This window comes from Pseudomonas sp. R19M (assembly GCF_050312585.1).
In the GTDB taxonomy this organism is placed as follows: Bacteria; Pseudomonadota; Gammaproteobacteria; order Pseudomonadales; family Pseudomonadaceae; genus Aquipseudomonas; species Aquipseudomonas palleroniana.
This window is the reverse complement of the sequence record NZ_JBNPJV010000056.1, coordinates 1-20,545: the sequence shown is the minus strand read 5'-3', so window position 1 is coordinate 20,545 and position 20,545 is coordinate 1. Positions and strand designations below refer to the sequence as shown.

The following is a 20,545-nucleotide window of genomic DNA, read 5'->3' as shown; positions in this document are numbered from 1 at the left end:
GCTTGCTCCCGAAGGCGGACTGTCAGTCGATACATCTGTAGCTGACCCACCGCTATCGGGAGCAAGCCCCCTCCCACATTCAGACCGAGTCCACATTGGTTCGGTGTCGGGTCAGAAATCCTTGCACAAGCGCAGGGCGTCATAGATCGCAGCGTGGGTATTACGCTGGGCCACACAGTCACCAATGCGGAACAGCAAGTACCCCTCACCCGGCTCGCTCAAGCACGGCTGCGGCTTGATCGCGAACAAGGCTTCGACATCGATCTGGCCCTTGTTGCGCGAGCCTTCCTTGAGCGCGTAGTAGATGGCTTCGTCCGGACGCACGCCGTTCTCCACCACCACCTGGTCGACCACCCGCTCCTCTTTGGCGCCGGTGTATTCGTTCTCCAGCACCGCCACCAGCTTGTCGCCCTCGCGGTAGACCTTTTCCAGCATCATGTCGCCGGTCATGATCACTTCCTTGGGGTACATGCTGCGGTAGTAGGTCGGGAACGACGTACCGCCAATGGCCACGCCCGGCTTGATGTCGTCGGTGACGATCTCGACCTGGCTGCCTTTGTCCGCAAGGAAATCCGCCACCGACATACCGGTGAACTCGCAGATGGTGTCGTAGACCAACACGTTCTTGCCCGGTGCGACTTTGCCGTCGAGCACATCCCAGCTGCTCACGACCAAACCTTCGGCGGCGCCCCAGTGTTCGTTCTGCTCCACATTCGGCTGCCCGCCCACCGCCAGCACCACCACATCGGGGCGCAGGTCGAGAAGGGTGTCGGCATCGGCCACCACACCCAGGCGCAGGTCGACTTTCAAGCGCGCCAGTTCCAGTTGGTACCAGCGGGTGATACCGGCAATCTGGTCACGCTGCGGTGCCTTGGAGGCCGTGGTGATTTGCCCGCCGATGAATTCTTTTTTCTCGAACAGGGTCACGTCGTGGCCACGTTCGGCAGCCACCCGCGCCGCTTCCATCCCGGCAGGGCCGGCACCGACCACCACGACTTTGCGCTTGGGCCCGGTGGACTTTTCGATGATGTGCGGCACGCCCATGTACTCACGGGAAGTCGCGGCGTTCTGGATGCACAGCACGTCCAGGCCCTGGTACTGACGGTCGATGCAGTAGTTGGCGCCCACGCACTGCTTGATCTGGTCGATCTGGCCCATCTTGATCTTGGCGATCAGGTGCGGGTCGGCGATGTGCGCACGGGTCATGCCGACCATGTCCACGTAGCCGCCTTCCAGAATGCGCGTGGCCTGGTTCGGGTCCTTGATGTTCTGCGCGTGCAGCACCGGGACCTTGACCACTTCCTTGATACCGGCCGCCAGGTGCAAAAACGGCTCCGGCGGGTAGCTCATGTTGGGGATCACGTTGGCCAGGGTGTTATGGGTGTCGCAGCCTGAACCCACCACGCCGATGAAATCGAGCATGCCGGTGTCGTCGTAATACTTGGCGATCTGTTTCATGTCCTCGTGGGACAAGCCATCCGGGTGGAACTCGTCGCCGCACAGGCGCATGCCCACGCAGAAGTCATCACCCACTTCGGCACGCACGGCTTTCAACACTTCCAGGCCGAACTTCATCCGGCCTTCGAAGGTGCCACCCCATTCGTCGGTACGCTTGTTGACCCGTGGGCTCCAGAACTGGTCGATCATGTGCTGGTGCACGGCGGACAGTTCTACCCCGTCCAGGCCACCGGCCTTGGCCCGGCGCGCAGCCTGGGCGTAGTTGCCGATCACGCGCCAGATTTCTTCCGGCTCGATGGTCTTGCAGGTGGCGCGGTGCACCGGCTCACGCACGCCGGACGGCGACATCAGGGTCGGCCAGTTGAAGCCGTCCCAGCGCGAGCGACGACCCATGTGGGTAATCTGGATCATGATCTTGGCGCCATGCTTGTGCATGGCGTCGGCCAGGTTCTGGAAGTGCGGGATGATGCGGTCGGTGGACAGGTTCACCGAGCTCCACCATTCCTGCGGGCTGTCGATGGCCACCACCGAGGAGCCGCCGCAGATCGCCAGGCCGATACCGCCCTTGGCTTTCTCTTCGTAGTACTTCACATAGCGGTCAGTGGTCATTCCGCCATCGGTGGCATACACCTCGGCGTGGGCGGTACTGAGCACGCGGTTGCGGATAGTCAGTTTGCCGATCTGGATCGGCTGGAACATTGCTTCGAAAGCCATGGCACGGTCCTCGGCTTACAACGGCTTGACGGTGAACAAGCCGTCATCGTGGCCCTCTTCGGAGCCTCCGTAGACTTGCTCGGCCACAGTGCGAATCTGGCTGCCACGCGCCTGCAGGATCTGGTCCATGGCGCCGGCAAACCAGCCGGTGAACATGTAGTCGACCTTGCGTCCGACCTTGCCATACACGTAGACGAAAGCGGAGTGTTCGAGCTTGACGCTGGCGGTGCCTTTGTCGAGGTCGATGTCCTGGATCTTGAACAGGCCCCAGCCACGTTGCGACAGGCGCTTCATGTAATGCTCGAACACCGCGACGCCTTCCAGGCCGTGGCATTCGGCTTCTTTTTCACACCAGTGCCAAGCGGATTTGTAGCCGGCCTTGTAGAGGATCTCGGCATAGGCCTCGGCGCCCAGCACTTCTTCGATACCCATGTGGTTGTTGACGAAGAAATGGCGCGGCACATACAGCATCGGCAGGGCGTCGGAGGTCCAGACACCGGTCTCGCTGTCGACTTCGATTGGCAATTGCGGGGCGATCTTGGCCATGGAAACTCAACTCCAGAAAATTCGTTTGGATGCCCCCGACACGGATGGCCGAGGGAAAAATGCGTGGGCGGTGACTTATTCGCCCCAGACGTCCTTGAGAACGTTGACCCAGTTTTCGCCCATGATCTTGCGCACCACACGCTCAGGGTGACCGCGCTTGAGCAGGGTCTCGGTGAGGTTGGGGAACTCGCCCACGGTACGGATGCCCAGCGGGTTGATGATCTTGCCGAAGTTGGTCAGGCGGCGGGCGTAGCCCTTGTCATGGGTCAGCATTTCGAAGAAATCCTGGCCATGGCCCTGGGTGAAGTCGGTGCCGATGCCGATGGCGTCTTCACCAACGATATTCATGGTGTACTCGATGGCTTCGGCGTAGTCGTCGATGGTCGAATCGATGCCCTTGGCCAGGAACGGCGCGAACATGGTCACACCGACAAAACCACCGTGATCGGCGATGAACTTCAGTTCCTCATCGGACTTGTTGCGCGGGTGCTCTTTGAGGCCCGATGGCAGGCAGTGGGAGTAGCACACCGGCTTTTTCGATTCGAGGATGACTTCTTCGGAGGTCTTGGAGCCCACGTGGGACAGGTCGCACATGATGCCGACGCGGTTCATCTCGCCGACAATCTCACGGCCAAAGCCCGACAGGCCGCCGTCACGCTCATAGCAACCGGTGCCGACCAGGTTCTGGGTGTTGTAGCACATCTGCACGACGCCCACGCCGAGCTGCTTGAAGATCTCGACATAGCCAAGCTGGTCTTCGAACGCATGGGCGTTCTGGAAGCCGAAGATGATGCCGGTCTTGCCCAGCTCCTTGGCACGACGGATATCGGCAGTGGTTTTCACCGGGATCACCAGGTCACTGTTCTCACGGATCAGGGTCTGGCTGGCCACGATGTTATTGATAGTGGCCTGGAAGCCTTCCCACACCGACACGGTGCAGTTGGCGGCGGTGAGGCCGCCTTTGCGCATGTCCTCGAACAGGTCGCGATTCCACTTGGCAATAATCAGCCCGTCGATAACGATGCTGTCGGCGTGCAATTCGGCTGGGCTCATCAGGCGTCCCCTTATTGGCGATTCATGCGCCGAATCGTCTGCCGGCGCTTTGGGCCAGCATATGCCCAGGGGCCGACGGAACCGGGTGCAAAAACGACAGGGGAATTGCCGAAAGCGTCAATCCGCGACAAAGGCTGTTAAGACAGGCCTGACTGGTGGCTGTTCTTTGTCTTACGCTTGAGCCAGAATTCGGCCATTACCTGATATGAGACGGCGCAATGAAATCGATTTTCCTGGCTTTGGCACTCATCGCAACCACCGCCCACGCGGCTGAAGACACCGACAACACGCCGTGCGATGGCATCGAAAACGACAAACAAACCCTGGAATGCGCCACTTTCAACAAAACCACCGCCGAGCAATTGCTCAAGGATAACTACCAGGGCCTGCTCGAACGCATGGGTTCGACCTATGGCAGCAACAAGACGCAGCTCGCCGACATTACCGCTCGTCTGAAGGACGCCCAGCAGAAATGGGAAAAGCTGCGTGACGCCGATTGCGCGGTGGACACTTTCCCGGCAGTGGCGGGCACCAAGGACTACGCCATCCAACACAATGATTGCCTGGCGCGAATGAGTGATGAGCGGTCGGAGTTTTTGGAGTCGATCGGGCAGGAATAAAAGCCACTCCTGCGACCAGGGCGCAGGAGTGTTGCCACTTTCAAGCTTCGAAGGGTGACTTGAACGGACTTTTGCTTACGTTACTCTGAGGCGCGTACTCATAGCCCAGCACCTTGATATCCATGACATCTTGGATGCGTCGGGTCCAGGGTTTGATCACATCATCGTAATTGTGCCCCGGTGGGCCGTCCTGCATCGGTGCGTAATGCGGCGCCAAGCTCGGTTTATCCAACAGCATCAGGGCCTGCCAATCCGCCCAGACCTTGTCGATAAAACAATGGTGCAGAAAGAACACCGGGTCTTCAGGTGAGGTCATCGCCAACATGTTACCGCCGATCCACAGGTGAACCCGGTTATGCAATTGAGAGCCAGGCGTTGTCACTTGCGGATCGCCCTTCTGGGTAATCCAACCTTCAAGCCGGTTGCGGAAACCTCGGTTGAAGGGACTCGCATTGTAGTTTGGCTCGTCATAAAGACCTTCTCGCATGGCCATCTGTAAATCCGCTGGCGTCGGCAGGGAATCGACTAGCTGTGAAAACTGACGCTTCAAGCCCGGCCCCGGCAAGCCATCTTCCGGATAGGGCGGCACCGGCCAACTCTGATATTTGTGTGCAAAGGGCCCGTCTTGCACCCTGAACTCATCTGCCGGGTCACCGTCACCGCCCATCAGGCTCTGGCTCCATACCGGCGAGTTCTTGGGGTCTGCCGCATCCTGAGTCCAGTCCCAGTAAGGCAGTGTTATTCCGGACGTGATCGCTCGCAGGTCGCCTTCCAACTGCATCAGCATTTCACGATGCCAGGGCAAGAACGCTGGCCCCAAGTGAGCGCCATTACGGTAGTCCGGGTCTTGGGGCTCATAGGGATGCACCGTTGGCATCATGACAGCGTGGTGCCAATGAACGTACTTGTCATAACCGCCGTTACGCTTGAGTGCCAACAGCGTGTTGATGAACTCCAGCCGTTGCGGACCGGTCAGTGATCGGATTTCCTTGCGGATATTCATGGCGCAACTCCTTGTCGGAAGACGCTGTTTCAGCCCTCAAACCGAAGAAGGACCGTTGCCACGAATCTAAGCGAGACTCTCCCTGGCATCTACTGTCAGAAGTAACAGGTTCACTCCATTCCCTGACGAATGGTCGGGGAAGGTTGATACCATCCATACTTCCCGTTCCCTCCTGAAAGGCCAGCCCATGACTATCTGCGGCATCGAAATCAAAGGCAGCGAAGCCATCATCGCCGTCGCCTCCCTGGACAACCAGGCGCTGAGTCACATCCCCTTGGCGACCAAGAAAATCGCGCTTGAAGACGATGATGAGGCAGCCAACGTCAAGGCGTTCGCCGCCCAGGTGCAGGCCTTTGTGCGGGAAAACGCCATCACGCGCATCGCCATCAAGAAACGCAGCAAGAAAGGTGAATTTGCCGGTGGGCCGACCACGTTCAAGATTGAAGGGGTGTTTCAGTTGCTGGACGGGGTGGAGGTGACACTGCTGTCGCCACAGACCCTCAACGCGCAGAACAAGAAGCACAACTTTGATCTACCGACGACGCTGAACAAATACCAGCATGAAGCCTACAAGGCGGCGTGCGCGGCACTGCTCAAGAAATAAACCCCATGTGGGAGGGGGCTTGCTCCCGATAGCGAACTTGTCAGTCACTACATCTGTAGCTGACCCACCGCTATCGGGAGCAAGCCCCCCTCCCACATCTACCCTGCGTTGTCTCTAGTTGGCTGTACGACTCCTGTGCTGCAGCCAATCTCCAAACGTTTTGTCTTCCAGCGCATAGCCGCCCCGGCTCGACTTCCACACCAGTTCCTTGTCGCGCAGGGCATCGATGCAGGCCTGAATCGTCTGGGTGCCCGGCACCACATCGCTGCCCATCGCCTCCAACGCCTTGCTGACCGCGGTAATCGTGGTGTCGGTAAAGGGTGCAAAGGGTTCATTGCTTTGCAAACGCTCCACCATCACCTGCAGCACCGCGCGCTGCGGGAGGGTCAGGGCGTTCCAGGCGCTTTCAAATTCGCTCCACACACCGGCGCGCAGCAATTCGGCGCGACTGTGCAGCAGTTGGCCCAGATTGCTCGCCGCGCCCAACTCCAGTGCCACTTCACCGATAATCGTGCGCAGCATCTCGGGGCGCCGGCCTACCAGCTCGAAGGCTTCATCAATATCGGCAGCATTGAATTGGTTGGTCTGGGCCAGGTGCGCGTTGAGGTGTGCGGTGTACGCCTGGGTGAACTCTTTACCCAGCAGCGGAAACGGCGTGATGCTCGACCCGAAAAACGGTTGGCTCTTGCCCAACACCAAATGGGCCAGCTTGTCGCGGTTGGAACCGGTGAACACCAGGAGCAAACCGCTGCCCTCCTCGTCACGGCCCTGGTTGAGCTGATCCCGGGCAGCTTTCAACGCGAACATCGCATTGAGGCCCGACTCACTGGTCAGCGCGTGCTGCGCCTCGTCGATCACCAGCACGACGGGTTTTTCTGCAGCGCTGTGGAGCAACTCCAGGGCCTGGGTCAGCGTCGCACCGGCAGGCAGTTGTGGCTGGGTAAAGTCCCAGGACAGGGTACGCAGAAAGCTCAGTTTCTCGATGCCAATGTTCTTGGCCAGTTTACGGATGCCTTTTTCGTAGGGCGCCAGGGCCGCCGCAATAGCGCTGGCGATCAACTGCGCAGGGTCTTTCTCCTTGTCGGCCCACAGATCGACGTAGACGGCCAGCCAACCCCGCAACTGACATTCCGGGATCAGGTCTTCGCGCAAGAACGTACTTTTTCCGGTGCGCCGAGGAGCCGCGAGAAACAGCCCCGACGTGAAGTCCTGAATCCCCACCCCCACCAGTCCGTCGGCAATGCTGCTTGCCAGGGCGGGGCGGCGAAACACAAAGCCGCTGTTCTTGGACATGCTTTTATACCCAATTATGGATTCAACTATAAATTATAGCCTTGAGTATAATTAACTATAATTGCCCGTCAAACCGCCTCCCGTCGCCGATCCTCCCGTGGACATTTCGCAAACCGCGCACGGTAGCTGCGGGTGAAATACGACGGCGACTCAAACCCGCAGGCAATGCTCACCTCCAGCACACTCATACCGCTCTGGCGCAACAGCTGCCGGGCCTTTTCCAGGCGCAGGCCGAGGTAGAAATTGCTCGGCGTATCATTCAAGTGCAGGCGAAACAGCCGCTCCAACTGCCGCCGGGTCACCTTGATCGCGTCGGCCAAGGCCAGGGTGCTCAGCGGCGGCTCCGTGTGTTGTTCCATCTCGCCGATCACGTGCACCAACTTCTTGTTGTTGATGCCGTAACGCGTGGCGATCTGCATGCGCTGGTGATCTTTGCGTGGGCGGATACGGCCGAGCACGAACTGTTCGGACACCTGGATCGCCAGGTCAGGGCCATGGGCCTGGGCGATCAGGTCGAGCATCAGGTCGATGGAGGCCGTGCCTCCGGCGCAGGTAATGCGGCGCCGGTCGATCTCGAACAGTTCCTGGGTCACGCTCAAGTGTGGATACGATTCCTTGAAGGCGTCGATGGCCTCCCAGTGCAGGGTCAGGCGGTAGCCGTCGAGCAGGCCTGCTTCAGCGAGCACGCAGGCACCGGTATCGATGGCCCCGAGAGTCACGCCGTCGTGGTCGAGACGGCGCAGCCAGTGCTCCAGTGCCGGCGTGGCGAACTGCAACGGTTCAAAGCCGGCGACCACCAGCAACGTCGCGCCTTTTTTCAGGGGTTCCAGCGCGGCGTCGGCATTCACCGACATGCCATTGCTGGCCAGCACCGCGCCGCCATCGGCACTCAATACGTGCCAGCGGTACAGCTCGCCCCGAAAACGGTTGGCCACCCGCAGCGGTTCCAGCGCGGAGATAAAGCCAATGGCCGAGAAACCCGGCATCAGCAAAAAGTAGAAATCCTGGGACATGGTGGCGCACTCGTCATACGGGCAGCGTGGCACTGTGATACTCCCGTTCATGCACGGATTCAAGGGGGCAGGTCGCTGCAGTGCAAGAGCTGGTCGCCGCCGTGCGCTTTGCCGCCCCCTGGCTTGCGTAACTTGGCCTCACGGCGCACGAAGACGCCGGAACCCCACAATAACGACCTGCCGAGGGATCCACCATGAACCGACTGATCAGCCGCTGTGTGCTTGCACTCAGCGCCAGCGCCATCTTGAGCACGAACGTACTGGCTGCCGACGCGGCGTCTTGCCAGAACGTGCGCATGGGCGTGGTGAACTGGACCGACGTAATCGCCACCAGCGCCATGACCCAAGTGCTGCTCGACGGCCTCGGCTACAAGACCAAACAAACCAGCGCCTCCCAGCAAATCATCTTCGCCGGTATCCGCGACCAGCGCCTGGACCTGTTCCTGGGGTACTGGAACCCGCTGATGACCCAGACCATCACCCCATTCGTCGACGCCAAGCAAGTCAAGGTGCTCGAAAAGCCCAGCCTGGAAGATGCCCGCGCCACCCTCGCCGTACCGACTTACCTGGCGGACAAGGGCCTGAAAACCTTCGCCGACATCGCCAAGTTCGAGAAAGAGCTGGGCGGCAAGATCTACGGCATCGAGCCAGGCTCGGGGGCCAATACCCAGATCAAAGCCATGATTGCCAAGAACCAGTTCGGCCTGGGTAAATTCCAGCTGGTGGAATCCAGCGAGGCCGGCATGCTCGCCGCCGTCGACCGGGCGGTACGCCGCAAGGAGGCTGTGGTGTTCTTCGGCTGGGCGCCGCACCCGATGAACGTCAACGTCGCCATGACCTACCTCACCGGCAGCGACGACGCCCTCGGCCCGAACGAAGGCATGGCCACGGTGTGGAGCGTGACTGCACCCAACTACGCCGAACAGTGCCCCAACGTTCACAAGCTGCTGACCAACCTGACCTTCACCGCCGCCGATGAGAGCCGAATGATGCAGCCGTTGCTGGACCATAAGGACCCCATCGAGTCCGCCAAGCAGTGGCTCAAGGACCACCCGCAAGACCAGGCGCGCTGGCTGGAGGGTGTCACCACCTTCGACGGCAAGCCGGCGGCGGCGAACCTGCAATTGACCAGTAAGTAAACCTGTTTCGAACACCGTTTCGCGGTCACTTCCGGCCGCGAGCGGCATCGCCACGCCCTTGAAATCACGCCTGTAAGGAACCGCCTCATGAACCACGACGTCATCATCACCTGCGCACTCACCGGTGCTGGCGACACGACCGCCAAAAGCCCGCACGTGCCGGTCACCCCCAAACAAATCGCCGCCGCGGCCGTTGAAGCCGCCAAGGCCGGCGCGACCGTGGTGCACTGCCACGTGCGTGACCCGCAAACCGGCAAGTTCAGCCGCAACGTCGCCCTGTATCGTGAAGTGATGGAGCGGATCCGTGAGGCCGACATCGACATTATCGTCAACCTCACCGCCGGCATGGGCGGCGACCTGGAAATCGGCGGCGGCGAAAGCCCGATGGACTTCGGCCCCAACACTGACCTGGTCGGCCCGCTGACCCGCCTGGCCCACGTGGAAGAGCTGCTGCCGGAAATCTGCACGCTGGACTGCGGCACCCTGAACTTCGGTGATGGCGACACTATTTACGTGTCCACTCCGGCGCAACTGCGTGCAGGCGCCAAACGCATCCAGGAGCTGGGCGTCAAGGCCGAACTGGAAATCTTCGACACCGGCCACCTGTGGTTCGCCAAGCAGATGATTAAAGAGGGCCTGCTCGACAACCCGCTGTTTCAACTGTGCCTGGGCATCCCATGGGGCGCACCGGCCGATACCACCACCATGAAAGCCATGGTCGACAACCTGCCCGCCGATGCGGTGTGGGCCGGCTTCGGCATCGGCCGCATGCAGATGCCAATGGCGGCGCAAGCGGTGCTGCTGGGTGGCAACGTACGGGTTGGCCTGGAAGACAACCTGTGGCTGGACAAAGGCGTGCTCGCCACCAACGGCCAACTGGTGGAGCGCGCCGGTGAAATCCTCAGCCGCCTGGGCGCACGGGTTCTGACCCCGGCCGAAGGTCGGGCAAAAATGGGCCTTGCCAAACGCCACTAATCAACTGTGGGAGGGGGCTTGCTCCCGATGGCGGTGGATCTGATGCAGGGTTCGTTGACTGACTTACCGCTATCGGGAGCAAGTCGAATCGTCACACCGCCCCTCCCACATGAATCACCGAACTCTTTAGGAATTTGCCATGAGCTTTATCACTGAAATCAAAACCTTCGCCGCCCTCGGCAGTGGCGTCATCGGCAGCGGCTGGGTATCCCGCGCCCTTGCCCACGGCCTGGATGTGGTCGCCTGGGACCCGGCACCCGGGGCCGAAGCCGCCCTGCGCAAGCGCGTCGCCAATGCCTGGGGCGCCCTGGAGAAACAGGGCCTGGCACCGGGTGCGTCGCAGGACCGCCTGCGCTTTGTCGCCACCATTGAAGAGTGCGTTAAAGACGCCGACTTCATCCAGGAAAGCGCACCGGAACGGCTGGAATTGAAGCTGGAGTTGCACAGCAAGATCAGCGCGGCGGCCAAGCCGAATGCGTTGATTGGTTCGAGCACGTCCGGCCTGTTGCCAAGTGAGTTCTACGAGGGCTCGACCCACCCTGAGCGGTGCGTGGTCGGTCACCCGTTCAACCCGGTTTACCTATTGCCGCTGGTGGAAGTCGTTGGCGGCAAGAACACCGCGCCGCAAGCGATTCAAGCGGCCATCAAGGTATATGAATCCCTCGGCATGCGCCCCTTGCACGTGCGCAAGGAAGTCCCCGGGTTTATCGCCGACCGCCTGCTCGAAGCGCTGTGGCGTGAGGCGCTGCACCTGGTCAATGACGGCGTGGCCACCACCGGCGAGATCGACGACGCCATCCGCTTTGGCGCGGGCCTGCGCTGGTCGTTCATGGGCACCTTCCTCACCTACACCCTGGCGGGCGGCGATGCCGGGATGCGGCATTTCATGGCGCAGTTCGGCCCGGCGCTGCAATTGCCGTGGACCTACCTGCCGGCGCCGGAACTGACCGACAAGCTGATCGACGACGTGGTCGATGGCACCAGCGATCAACTGGGCAAACACAGCATTTCGGCGCTGGAGCGCTATCGTGATGACTGCCTGCTGGCGGTGCTGGAAGCGGTGAAAACCACCAAAGCCAAGCACGGCATGACTTTCGCCGAATAACGGGAAACCCTGACATGCCCGCACTGACCACCTACACCACCCAGGTCCACCCCGACTGGGTGGACTACAACGGCCACCTGCGCGACGCGTTCTACCTGCTGATCTTCAGCTACGCCACCGACGCGCTGATGGACACCCTGGGCTTGACCTGCGAAAACCGCGAAGCCAGCGGCCATTCGCTGTTCACCCTGGAGCTGCACCTGAACTACCTGCACGAAGTGAAACTCGGTGCCCAGGTGCAAGTGCACACCCAACTGATCGCGCATGACGCCAAGCGCCTGCACCTCTATCACAGCCTGCATGGGGTGGGCGATGCGAAGGAGCTGGCGGGCAACGAACAGATGCTGTTGCACGTCGATCTGGCGGGGCCGAGTGCGACGCCGTTCACCGAGGCCACGCTGGAAAAACTCGCCGCCATCCTGGCCGAACAGGCCGACCTGCCGCGCCCTGCCCTGCTCGGCCGAGTGATTGGATTGCCACCCAAGAAACCATAAGGAGCCGCCATGCAAACCGCTGCCGCTGTTGCCGATTTCCGTACCTACCCGAAGATCTGCGACCTCGCGCAGGTGCAGGTGCAGGCCGATCAGCTCCTTGTGCAGTGGGCCGATGGGCGGGTCAGCCCGTTTCATCATCAGTGGCTGCGGGACAACTGCCCGTGCCCGGAATGCGTGTACAGCGTGACCCGCGAGCAGGTGCTTGAGATCGTCGATGTGGATGCCGACCTCAGTGCGACCTTTGCGCGCATCGATCAAGGCAACCTGAGCGTGGAATGGAGCGGCGGCCACCACAGCCGGTACGATCCCGGCTGGCTGCGGGCGCACGCCTATGACGATGAATCCCGTGCTGAACGGCGTGCGGCAAAACCCAAGCCCCGGCTATGGGACAGTCAGTTGCAGTTACCGGTTTTCGACTATTCGGCAGTCATGGAAGACGCCAACGCGCTGCTGCAATGGCTGCTGGCCCTGCGCGATGGCGGCCTCACCCAAATCCGCGGCGTCCCCACCGAGCCCGGCTCCCTCGCGCTGGTCGCCAGGCGTATTGCGTTTATCCGCGAGAGTAACTTTGGCGTGCTGTTCAACGTGCAATCCAAAGCCGATGCCGACAGCAATGCCTACACGGCTTTCAACCTGCCGCTGCACAGCGATTTGCCTACGCGGGAGCTGCAACCGGGGCTGCAATTGCTGCATTGCCTGGTGAACGATGCCAACGGCGGCGAGAGCATCTTTGTCGATGGGTTCGCCATCGCCAGCGCCTTGCGTCAGGAGGATCCCGAAGCGTTCCAGGCTCTGTGTGAAATCCCGGTGGAGTTTCGCAACAAGGACCGTCACAGCGACTATCGCCGCCTGGCGCCGATCATTGCACTGGATGCCATGGGTGATGTGGCGGAGATCCGCATGGCCAACTTTTTGCGTGGCCCGTTCGAGACCAGCGTTGCCCGGATGCCGTTGCTGTATCGCGCGTATCGACGCTTTATCGGCATGACGCGCGAGGCGCGTTTTCGCCTGGTAAAGCGCCTGAATCCGGGGGAGCTGTGGTGCTTCGACAACCGCCGCACCCTGCATGCGCGCAATGCTTTTGACCCTGGGTCCGGAGCGCGGCATTTCCAGGGGTGCTACATCGACCGGGATGAGTTGCTCTCCAGGATTCTGGTGTTGCAGCGGTAGACCGCAGCGCGGCCTTCGCGAGCAAGCCCGCTCCCACATTTGACCGAGTTCCGCCTTTGGAATGCAATCAAGTGTGGGAGCGGGCTTGCTCGCGAAGAAGCCGGCGCAGTCACTCCAGATTCCAGACAAAAAAAGCCCCGATCCAGCCGTGACTGGATCGGGGCAGAGCGCTTGGTGTGAGCGTGACATCCCGAGGGTGACCAAACCTTCAAGGTGTGTGCCTGGTGCCCAGTGTGCCTATTCCTTCCATCAGCAAATGGCCCGAAAACGACCTGTCCATAGCCATCTGAGTCATTCGTGGATTCTGCCCTTGCCGACCGGTCGTTGGCCTACCAGAATCCCAATCGACCCCCGCTCTCTACACCAGGATGAATGTCATGATGCACGCGGATTTGATTGACCAGGATGACCTGCTGGGCCACCTGCGCTCGCTGGGTTTTGAAGTGTCCAGCGGTGCCACCGCCGAGCAGGCCTGCGAGTGCGCAGTACGCGGCTTGAGCCCGGCGCGGGCCAAGGCACTCAAGGGCATGGTGGAGCAGATGTACACCGGCAGCGCGACGATTCTGCCGGCCGTTCGCCAGGCGATCGACAAGCAGTTGTTACCGGCTCTGGTGCAGTTCAAGCAGAACTCCGGCGCCTGACGCACCGCTGATCGGGAGCAAGTCGAATCGTCGCACCGCCCCTCCCACACTGACTGTGCTCACAATTCCAAATGTGCGAATACAGTCAATGTGGGAGGGGGCTTGCTCCCGATAGCAGCACCTCGGACTAGAGCCTTACACTGGCAAAAGTCGACTCATTCCGAGCCTGGCTCAACGCCGACATCGGCCCCGACAACGGTGACAATACCAGCGCCTGCGGAATCGGCATCATCGCCACCTGCTGGGTGGTGTTGGAGCCCACACGCTCATCCCGTGGCGGAATGCCGAAGTATTCGCGATAGCACTTGGAGAAGTGCGGCGTGGAGACGAACCCGCACACCGACGCCACTTCGATGATCGACATCGGCGTTTGCTTGAGCAACTGTCGCGCACGGATCAGGCGCAGCTTGAGGTAGTAGCGCGACGGCGAGCAGTGCAGGTATTTCTGGAACAGGCGCTCCAGCTGGCGACGCGATACGGCCACGTACACCGCCAGTTCATCCAGGTCGATCGGCTCCTCGAGGTTGGCCTCCATCAGCGCGACGATTTCCTGCAGCTTCGGCTGGTTGGTGCCGAGCATGTGCTTGAGCGGCACACGCTGGTGGTCCTGTTCGTTGCGGATGCGTTCATACACAAACATTTCGGAGATCGCGGCCGACAGCTCACGGCCGTGATCGCGGCTGATCAGGTGCAGCATCATGTCCAGCGGTGCGGTGCCGCCGGAGCTGGTGAAGCGGTTACGGTCGAGGGTGAACAACCGGGTGCTCATCGACACGCGAGGGAAGGCTTCCTGCATCGACGCCAGGCATTCCCAGTGCACGCTGCAATCGAAACCGTCGAGCAGACCGGCGCAGGCCAGTGCCCAACTGCCGGTGCACACCGCGCCGAGGCGACGGGACTGGCGCGCCTGACTCTGCAGCCACGACACGTGCTCACGGGTCACGGTACGCTGGATACCCACGCCGCCGCACACGATCACCGTGTCCAGGGCCGGGGCTTTGTGCATGGCGGCGTCAGGGGTGATTTGCAGACCGTCGCTGGCCCACACCTGGTTTCCGTCGACACTCAGGGTCGTCCAGCGATACAGCTCGCGGCCGGACAGCTGGTTGGCCATACGCAGTGGTTCCACTGCTGAAGCCAGGGAAATCAGCGTGAAATTGTCCAGCAGCAAAAAGCCGATGGATTGAGGCGCGCGGTTCTGGGGTTGAGCCCCGGAGTTGAACGACGTCATCGCAGTATCTCCTCACACAAAGCGGGTGATGGCCTCAGGCGAGGCTCTTGTTATTGCGCTCTTCATCCGGCAAGGCGAGAGGCTTTGAATGGGTAGAGCAAATGCCGTGCCTAAAATTGAATGGCCATTCAATAACTCCTGAAAACGACCTGATGACGCGTCTATATAAGCCCGCGCGGTATGCGCGGGATATGACCTGAAACAGACGTAGGAACGGCCCTACTCAAGGGCTGTGAGCAGAACGGTAGCACTTGTGGGAAGGCGCTTTGGGGGCGTAGGGAAAGTCTGTCACCGCAAGCACGGATGACCAGTGGTCAAGCGGCAAATCGTTCGCAAGCTACTTATCTATTTGCGACGCTCTAAAAGGTGGCGCTTTTGGTCCGGGTGTTCACTTTATGAGCAGTGGCGCCTGGGTGATTGCTATCGGGGGCAAGCCCCCGATACAGGCGACACGGTCTCAGCACTCAACCGCGCTGACCGCCAACCCACCCCGCGATGTTTCTTTGTACTTGTCATGCATATCGGCGCCGGTGTCGCGCATGGTGCGGATCACCCGATCCAGCGAGATAAAGTGCTGGCCATCCCCGCGCAGCGCCATTTGTGCCGCGTTGATTGCTTTCACCGCCGCAATCGCATTGCGCTCGATGCACGGCACCTGGACCAGCCCGCCCACCGGGTCGCAGGTCAGGCCGAGGTTATGTTCCAGGCCAATTTCGGCCGCGTTGCATAACTGTTCCGGCGTGGCGCCCAGGATTTCGGCCAACCCGGCGGCGGCCATCGCACAGGCCGAGCCGACTTCGCCCTGGCAGCCGACTTCGGCACCGGAGATCGATGCGTTCTTTTTACACAGAATCCCTACCGCCGCCGCGCCGAGCAAATAGTCGACCACGTTGGCTTCGGTGACGTCTTCGCTGAACTTCATAAAATAGTGCAGCACCGCCGGGATGATCCCTGCCGCGCCGTTGGTGGGTGCGGTGACCATGCGCCCACCGGCGGCGTTTTCTTCGTTGACCGCCAGGGCGAACAGGTTGACCCACTCCATGGCGCTCAAGGTCGAGCCGATCACATTGGGCTTGTTCAGCTCCTGCAAACTGCGGTGCAACTTGGCAGCGCGGCGGCGCACGTTGAGGCCGCCGGGCAAGATACCTTCGTGCTTGAGGCCCTGCTCCACGCAGTCTTGCATGGCACGCCACAGCTTCATCAGGCCACTGCGGATTTCCTCTTCGGAGCGCCAGACCCTTTCATTGGCCATCATCAACTCGGCCACACGCAAGTTGTGGCTCTTGCACAACTGCAACAGCTCCACCGCGCTGGAAAAATCATACGGCAGCTCGGTGCGGTCCATGTCGGCTACACCGCTTTGCGCCTGGGCTTCGTCCACCACAAAACCGCCACCGACCGAATAGTAGGTGTCGCGGTACAGCTCACCGTCATCGCCGAACACCACCAACGTCATGGCGTTGGGATGGAACGGCAGGTTTTCGTCGAGCAGGCGCATATCGCGAGCCCAGATGAAAGGCACCGGCAGGCGTCCGTCGAGCAACAGGGTGTCGGTTTCGCGCAGGGTATGGATGCGCACACCGATTTGCGACGGGTCGATTGCGTCAGGCCATTCGCCCATCAACCCCATGATGGTGGCGGTGTCGCTGCCGTGGCCGATACCGGTGGCCGACAATGAACCGTATAGTTGAACCTCGACGCGCCGCACCTGCTCCAGCAGGTCGCGCTCACGCAGTGCTTGAACAAACAACGCCGCGGCGCGCATGGGGCCGACGGTGTGCGAACTCGAAGGCCCGATACCGATCTTGAACAAGTCGAAAACGCTGATAGCCATTGCCGTGGAACCTCTTGATGAGCACAGGCCGGGCGACCAGGAGCTGCTACGCTCAAGTCGCCTGAATGGCGGCATCATCAAGCTTTTTTTGCCGCCCACGGCGTCTCACACCGACGTACCCATGCTCACCAGCGTCGCCCCCGGGCAACGGGCCATTTTGGCCGTTTTTTGCGGTGCAGATCGCTGGAAACCCTGGATTTGAGGCTTAAAAAATCTGTAAGCGACGTCACCGACACTGGATACGACCCTCCCTGTACTGGATACGACGCGCCCTGTAGGCGTCAGATTTTCACTGGTACATGATCAGTCTCGACTCGTTTGCAAGGCCCCGTGGCGCCGCCTCAAAGCACGCTCCAACCGCAACCCTTATAAAGCGCGGCGAATGCCGTCAGAAAAAACACAGGAGTCTAGCCCCATGAAAGCTTCACCCTCGTTGTTGTTGGCCGCCATGCTGAGTCTGCCAGTCCTGGCGCACGCTGCAGAACCGGCCCAATGTCAGACCGTCAACTTCTCCGATGTCGGCTGGACCGACATCACCGTCACGACCGCGACCACCAGCGAAATCCTCAAGGGCCTGGGCTACAAGCCGCGCACCACGATGATTTCGGTACCAGTGACCTACAAGTCCCTGGCTGACGGCAAGAACATGGACGTCTTCCTCGGCAACTGGATGCCGACCATGGAAAACGACATCAAGCAGTACCGTGATGCCGGCACCGTGGAAACCGTGCGTGCCAACCTGGAAAACGCCAAGTACACCCTGGCGGTACCCGAAGAGCTGTACAACAAGGGCCTGAAAGACTTTGCCGACATCGCCAAATTCAAGGATGAGCTGGGTGGCAAGATCTACGGCATCGAACCGGGCAACGACGGCAACCGCACCATTCAGACCCTGATCGACAAGAACCAGTTTGGTTTGAAAGACGCGGGCTTCAAGGTCGTGGAGTCCAGCGAAGCCGGGATGCTTTCCCAGGTTGAACGCGCCACCAAGCGCGGCCAGCCCATCGTGTTCCTCGGCTGGGAACCCCACCCGATGAACACCCGCTTCAAGATCAAGTATCTGACCGGGGGTGATGACTCATTCGGCCCCAACTACGGCCAGGCCACTATCTATACCAACACCCGCAAGGGCTACACCCAGGAATGCAGCAACGTGGGTCAGTTGCTGAAGAACCTGTCGTTCACGCTGAACATGGAAAGCTCGCTGATGGGCAACGTCCTGGACGACAAAATGAAGCCCGACGCCGCGGCGAAAGCCTGGCTGCAGAAGAACCCGCAAGTGCTTGAAACCTGGCTTGCCGGCGTAACCACCGTGGACGGCAAACCAGGCCTGGAGGCCGTAAAAACTTATCTCGCCAAGTAGTCACCGCTGACCCCGGGCCGGTGCGCTGGCCCGGGATGTTTTCCCCTTCGCATGTGGACATTCACTACCATGCTGACTGAACAGAAAATCCCACTAGGCCAGTACATCGCTGCCTTCGTCGAATGGTTGACCAAACATGGCGCCAACTATTTCGACGCAATCGCATCGACACTGGAAACGATGATCCACGGCGTGACGTTTGCGCTGACCTGGTTCAATCCGCTGGCATTGATCGGTCTGATTGCGCTACTCGCTCACTTTATTCAACGCAAATGGGGCCTGACCGTTTTTGTCATCGCCTCCTTCCTGCTGATCCTGAACCTGGGGTACTGGCAGGAAACCATGGAAACCCTCGCGCAGGTGTTGTTCGCCACCCTGGTCTGCGTGGTCATCGGCGTGCCGCTGGGCATTGTTGCCGCGCACAAGCCGCTGTTCTACACCATGATGCGGCCGGTACTCGATCTGATGCAGACCGTGCCGACCTTCGTCTACCTCATCCCGACCCTGACCCTCTTCGGGCTGGGTGTGGTGCCCGGTTTGATCTCCACGGTGGTGTTCGCGATTGCCGCGCCTATCCGCCTGACCTATCTGGGTATCCGCGATGTACCGCAAGAGTTGATGGACGCAGGCAAGGCCTTTGGCTGCTCGCGCCGTCAGTTGCTCTCGCGCATTGAACTGCCCCACGCCATGCCGAGCATTGCCGCCGGCATTACCCAATGCATCATGCTGTCGCTGTCGATGGTGGTGATCGCGGCCCTGGTAGGCGCCGACGGCCTCGGCAAGCCGGTGGTCAACGCGCTGAATACCGCCGACATCGCCCTGGGCTTTGAAGCGGGCCTGGCGATCGTATTGCTGGCCATCATGCTCGACCGCATCTGCAAACAACCCGACGCTAAAGTAGGGGGTGATGCATGAGCATTATCCGATTCGACAATGTCGACGTGATCTTCTCCAAAGACCCACGCGAAGCGCTCAAGCTGCTGGACCAGGGCATGAGCCGTAACGAGATCCTGAAAAAGACCGGGCAGATTGTCGGCGTTGAAAAAGCCAGCCTGGACATCGAGAAAGGCGAGATCTGCGTACTGATGGGCCTGTCGGGCTCAGGTAAGTCGAGCTTGCTGCGCTGCATCAATGGCCTCAACACCGTCAGCCGTGGCCAACTGTTCGTGGAACATGAAGGGCGCCAGATCGATATCGCGTCCTGCACGCCTGCCGAGCTGAAAATGATGCGCACCAAGCGCATCGCCATGGTGTTCCAGAAGTTCGCGCTGATGCCCTGGCTGACGGTGCGCGAGAACATCAGCTTCGGCCTTGAGATGCAGGGTCGCCCGGAAAAAGACCGCCGCAAGCTGGTCGACGACAAGCTCGAACTGGTGGGCCTGAGCCAATGGCGCAACAAGAAGCCTGACGAGCTGTCCGGTGGCATGCAGCAACGCGTCGGCCTGGCCCGCGCGCTGGCCATGGACGCCGACATCCTGCTGATGGACGAACCGTTCTCCGCCCTCGACCCGTTGATTCGCCAGGGGCTGCAGGATGAACTGCTGGAACTGCAACGCAAGCTGAGCAAGACCATCGTGTTCGTCAGCCACGACCTGGACGAGGCGCTCAAGCTGGGCAGCCGTATCGCAATCATGAAAGACGGCAAAATCATCCAGTACAGCGTGCCGGAAGAGATCGTGCTGAACCCGGCGGATGACTATGTGCGCACATTCGTCGCCCATACCAACCCGCTGAACGTACTGTGCGGCCGCAGCCTGATGCGCACCCTGGACAACTGCAAGCGTATCAACGGTTCAGTGTGCCTGGACCCGGGCGGTGATTCCTGGCTGGACCTGGCCGAAGGCAACACCATCAAGGGCGCACGTCAGAATGGCGTGGCCATGAACCTGCAGAACTGGACGCCGGGGCAAGCAGTGGAAGGTCTGGCGCGGGTGCCGACCCTGGTGGATTCGAACATCGGCATGCGTGATGCGCTGCAGATTCGTTATCAGACCGGCAACAAACTGGTGTTGCATGACAACAACCAGGTGGTGGGGATTCTGGGCGACAGTGAGCTCTACCACGCCCTCCTGGGCAAAAACCTGGGCTAGCAGCATGATCGTTCCCACGCTCTGCGTGGGAATGCATCCTGTGACGCTCCGCGTCACGCCTTCAAGAGCAGACGCGGAGCGTCCATGGCTACATTCCCACACGGAGCGTGGGAACGAGCATCCAGCGGCTAGCTGTAGACACGGCCAAGGAGTTGCCGATGGCTTTCAAACTGGTCGAGCACATCCCGGGTGATCTGCT

19 protein-coding genes are annotated in these 20,545 nt (G+C 60.6%); 11 read left to right on the top strand and 8 right to left on the bottom strand.

Annotated elements, in window-relative coordinates; all coding sequences use genetic code 11:
- Positions 1-111: 111 nt before the first annotated feature.
- The 3 genes from dgcA to ACQRBT_RS11500 all read right to left on the bottom strand — a co-directional run bounded on the left by dgcA (position 112) and on the right by ACQRBT_RS11500 (position 3,771).
- Positions 112-2,172 carry a dimethylglycine demethylation protein DgcA gene (gene dgcA, locus ACQRBT_RS11510; protein WP_412047668.1) on the bottom strand — a complete coding sequence of 687 codons (2,061 nt, stop codon included), beginning with the start codon at positions 2,170-2,172 and terminating at the stop codon, positions 112-114.
- Between the two features lie 15 nt (positions 2,173-2,187).
- Positions 2,188-2,718 (bottom strand): DUF5943 domain-containing protein, encoded by a 531-nt coding sequence (locus ACQRBT_RS11505; protein ID WP_027606002.1) that lies wholly within the window; start codon positions 2,716-2,718, stop codon positions 2,188-2,190.
- A gap of 75 nt (positions 2,719-2,793) precedes the next feature.
- A complete protein-coding gene (locus ACQRBT_RS11500; protein ID WP_060753372.1) occupies positions 2,794-3,771 on the bottom strand; it encodes a dipeptidase in 978 nt (325 codons plus the stop codon).
- A 218-nt stretch (positions 3,772-3,989) separates the two neighbouring features.
- Between ACQRBT_RS11500 and ACQRBT_RS11495 the strand changes: the two genes are divergently transcribed.
- A complete protein-coding gene (locus ACQRBT_RS11495) occupies positions 3,990-4,391 on the top strand; it encodes a lysozyme inhibitor LprI family protein (RefSeq protein ID WP_060753373.1) in 402 nt (133 codons plus the stop codon).
- Between the two features lie 40 nt (positions 4,392-4,431).
- Here the strand turns inward: ACQRBT_RS11495 and ACQRBT_RS11490 are convergent, their stop codons facing one another.
- A complete protein-coding gene (locus ACQRBT_RS11490) occupies positions 4,432-5,394 on the bottom strand; it encodes a tyrosinase family protein (protein ID WP_412047669.1) in 963 nt (320 codons plus the stop codon).
- Between the two features lie 187 nt (positions 5,395-5,581).
- Between ACQRBT_RS11490 and ACQRBT_RS11485 the strand changes: the two genes are divergently transcribed.
- The gene (locus ACQRBT_RS11485) at positions 5,582-5,998 is read left to right on the top strand and encodes a DUF3010 family protein (protein ID WP_244700872.1); all 417 of its coding nucleotides are present in this window, start codon (positions 5,582-5,584) and stop codon (positions 5,996-5,998) included.
- Positions 5,999-6,112: 114 nt separating this feature from the next.
- Here the strand turns inward: ACQRBT_RS11485 and ACQRBT_RS11480 are convergent, their stop codons facing one another.
- The gene (locus ACQRBT_RS11480) at positions 6,113-7,291 is read right to left on the bottom strand and encodes a hypothetical protein (RefSeq protein WP_412047670.1); all 1,179 of its coding nucleotides are present in this window, start codon (positions 7,289-7,291) and stop codon (positions 6,113-6,115) included.
- 68 nt (positions 7,292-7,359) lie between these two features.
- On the bottom strand, positions 7,360-8,304 hold the full coding sequence (locus ACQRBT_RS11475; protein WP_060753676.1) for a GlxA family transcriptional regulator: 945 nt from the start codon (positions 8,302-8,304) through the stop codon (positions 7,360-7,362).
- A gap of 194 nt (positions 8,305-8,498) precedes the next feature.
- Between ACQRBT_RS11475 and ACQRBT_RS11470 the strand changes: the two genes are divergently transcribed.
- The 6 genes from ACQRBT_RS11470 (at position 8,499) to ACQRBT_RS11445 (ending at position 13,828) form a co-directional block, all read left to right on the top strand.
- The gene (locus ACQRBT_RS11470) at positions 8,499-9,443 is read left to right on the top strand and encodes a choline ABC transporter substrate-binding protein (RefSeq protein ID WP_411985347.1); all 945 of its coding nucleotides are present in this window, start codon (positions 8,499-8,501) and stop codon (positions 9,441-9,443) included.
- 87 nt (positions 9,444-9,530) lie between these two features.
- Positions 9,531-10,418, top strand: a complete 888-nt coding sequence (locus ACQRBT_RS11465; RefSeq protein ID WP_412047671.1) for a 3-keto-5-aminohexanoate cleavage protein — start codon at positions 9,531-9,533, stop codon at positions 10,416-10,418.
- Positions 10,419-10,557: 139 nt separating this feature from the next.
- On the top strand, positions 10,558-11,523 hold the full coding sequence (locus ACQRBT_RS11460; RefSeq protein ID WP_060753378.1) for an L-carnitine dehydrogenase: 966 nt from the start codon (positions 10,558-10,560) through the stop codon (positions 11,521-11,523).
- A 14-nt stretch (positions 11,524-11,537) separates the two neighbouring features.
- Complete coding sequence (locus tag ACQRBT_RS11455) at positions 11,538-12,017, top strand: thioesterase family protein (protein ID WP_104994884.1); 480 nt, start codon at positions 11,538-11,540, stop codon at positions 12,015-12,017.
- A gap of 9 nt (positions 12,018-12,026) precedes the next feature.
- A complete protein-coding gene (locus ACQRBT_RS11450; protein WP_060753380.1) occupies positions 12,027-13,187 on the top strand; it encodes a gamma-butyrobetaine dioxygenase in 1,161 nt (386 codons plus the stop codon).
- Between the two features lie 377 nt (positions 13,188-13,564).
- Positions 13,565-13,828, top strand: coding sequence for a hypothetical protein (locus tag ACQRBT_RS11445; RefSeq protein ID WP_412047672.1), 264 nt, complete (start codon positions 13,565-13,567; stop codon positions 13,826-13,828).
- Positions 13,829-13,955: 127 nt separating this feature from the next.
- On the opposite strand, the gene ACQRBT_RS11440 is transcribed toward ACQRBT_RS11445, so the two are convergent.
- Both ACQRBT_RS11440 and ACQRBT_RS11435 read right to left on the bottom strand, forming a co-directional pair.
- Positions 13,956-15,059, bottom strand: coding sequence for a GlxA family transcriptional regulator (locus ACQRBT_RS11440; protein WP_060753382.1), 1,104 nt, complete (start codon positions 15,057-15,059; stop codon positions 13,956-13,958).
- 457 nt (positions 15,060-15,516) lie between these two features.
- On the bottom strand, positions 15,517-16,893 hold the full coding sequence (locus tag ACQRBT_RS11435; protein WP_060753383.1) for an L-serine ammonia-lyase: 1,377 nt from the start codon (positions 16,891-16,893) through the stop codon (positions 15,517-15,519).
- 415 nt (positions 16,894-17,308) lie between these two features.
- Between ACQRBT_RS11435 and ACQRBT_RS11430 the strand changes: the two genes are divergently transcribed.
- The 3 genes from ACQRBT_RS11430 (at position 17,309) to choV (ending at position 20,346) form a co-directional block, all read left to right on the top strand.
- Positions 17,309-18,256, top strand: a complete 948-nt coding sequence (locus tag ACQRBT_RS11430) for a choline ABC transporter substrate-binding protein (protein WP_412047673.1) — start codon at positions 17,309-17,311, stop codon at positions 18,254-18,256.
- 69 nt (positions 18,257-18,325) lie between these two features.
- On the top strand, positions 18,326-19,171 hold the full coding sequence (choW, locus tag ACQRBT_RS11425) for a choline ABC transporter permease subunit (protein ID WP_017139374.1): 846 nt from the start codon (positions 18,326-18,328) through the stop codon (positions 19,169-19,171).
- The gene (gene choV, locus ACQRBT_RS11420; RefSeq protein WP_060753385.1) at positions 19,168-20,346 is read left to right on the top strand and encodes a choline ABC transporter ATP-binding protein; all 1,179 of its coding nucleotides are present in this window, start codon (positions 19,168-19,170) and stop codon (positions 20,344-20,346) included. Before choW ends, choV begins: the two co-directional genes overlap by 4 nt.
- Positions 20,347-20,545: the final 199 nt, after the last annotated feature.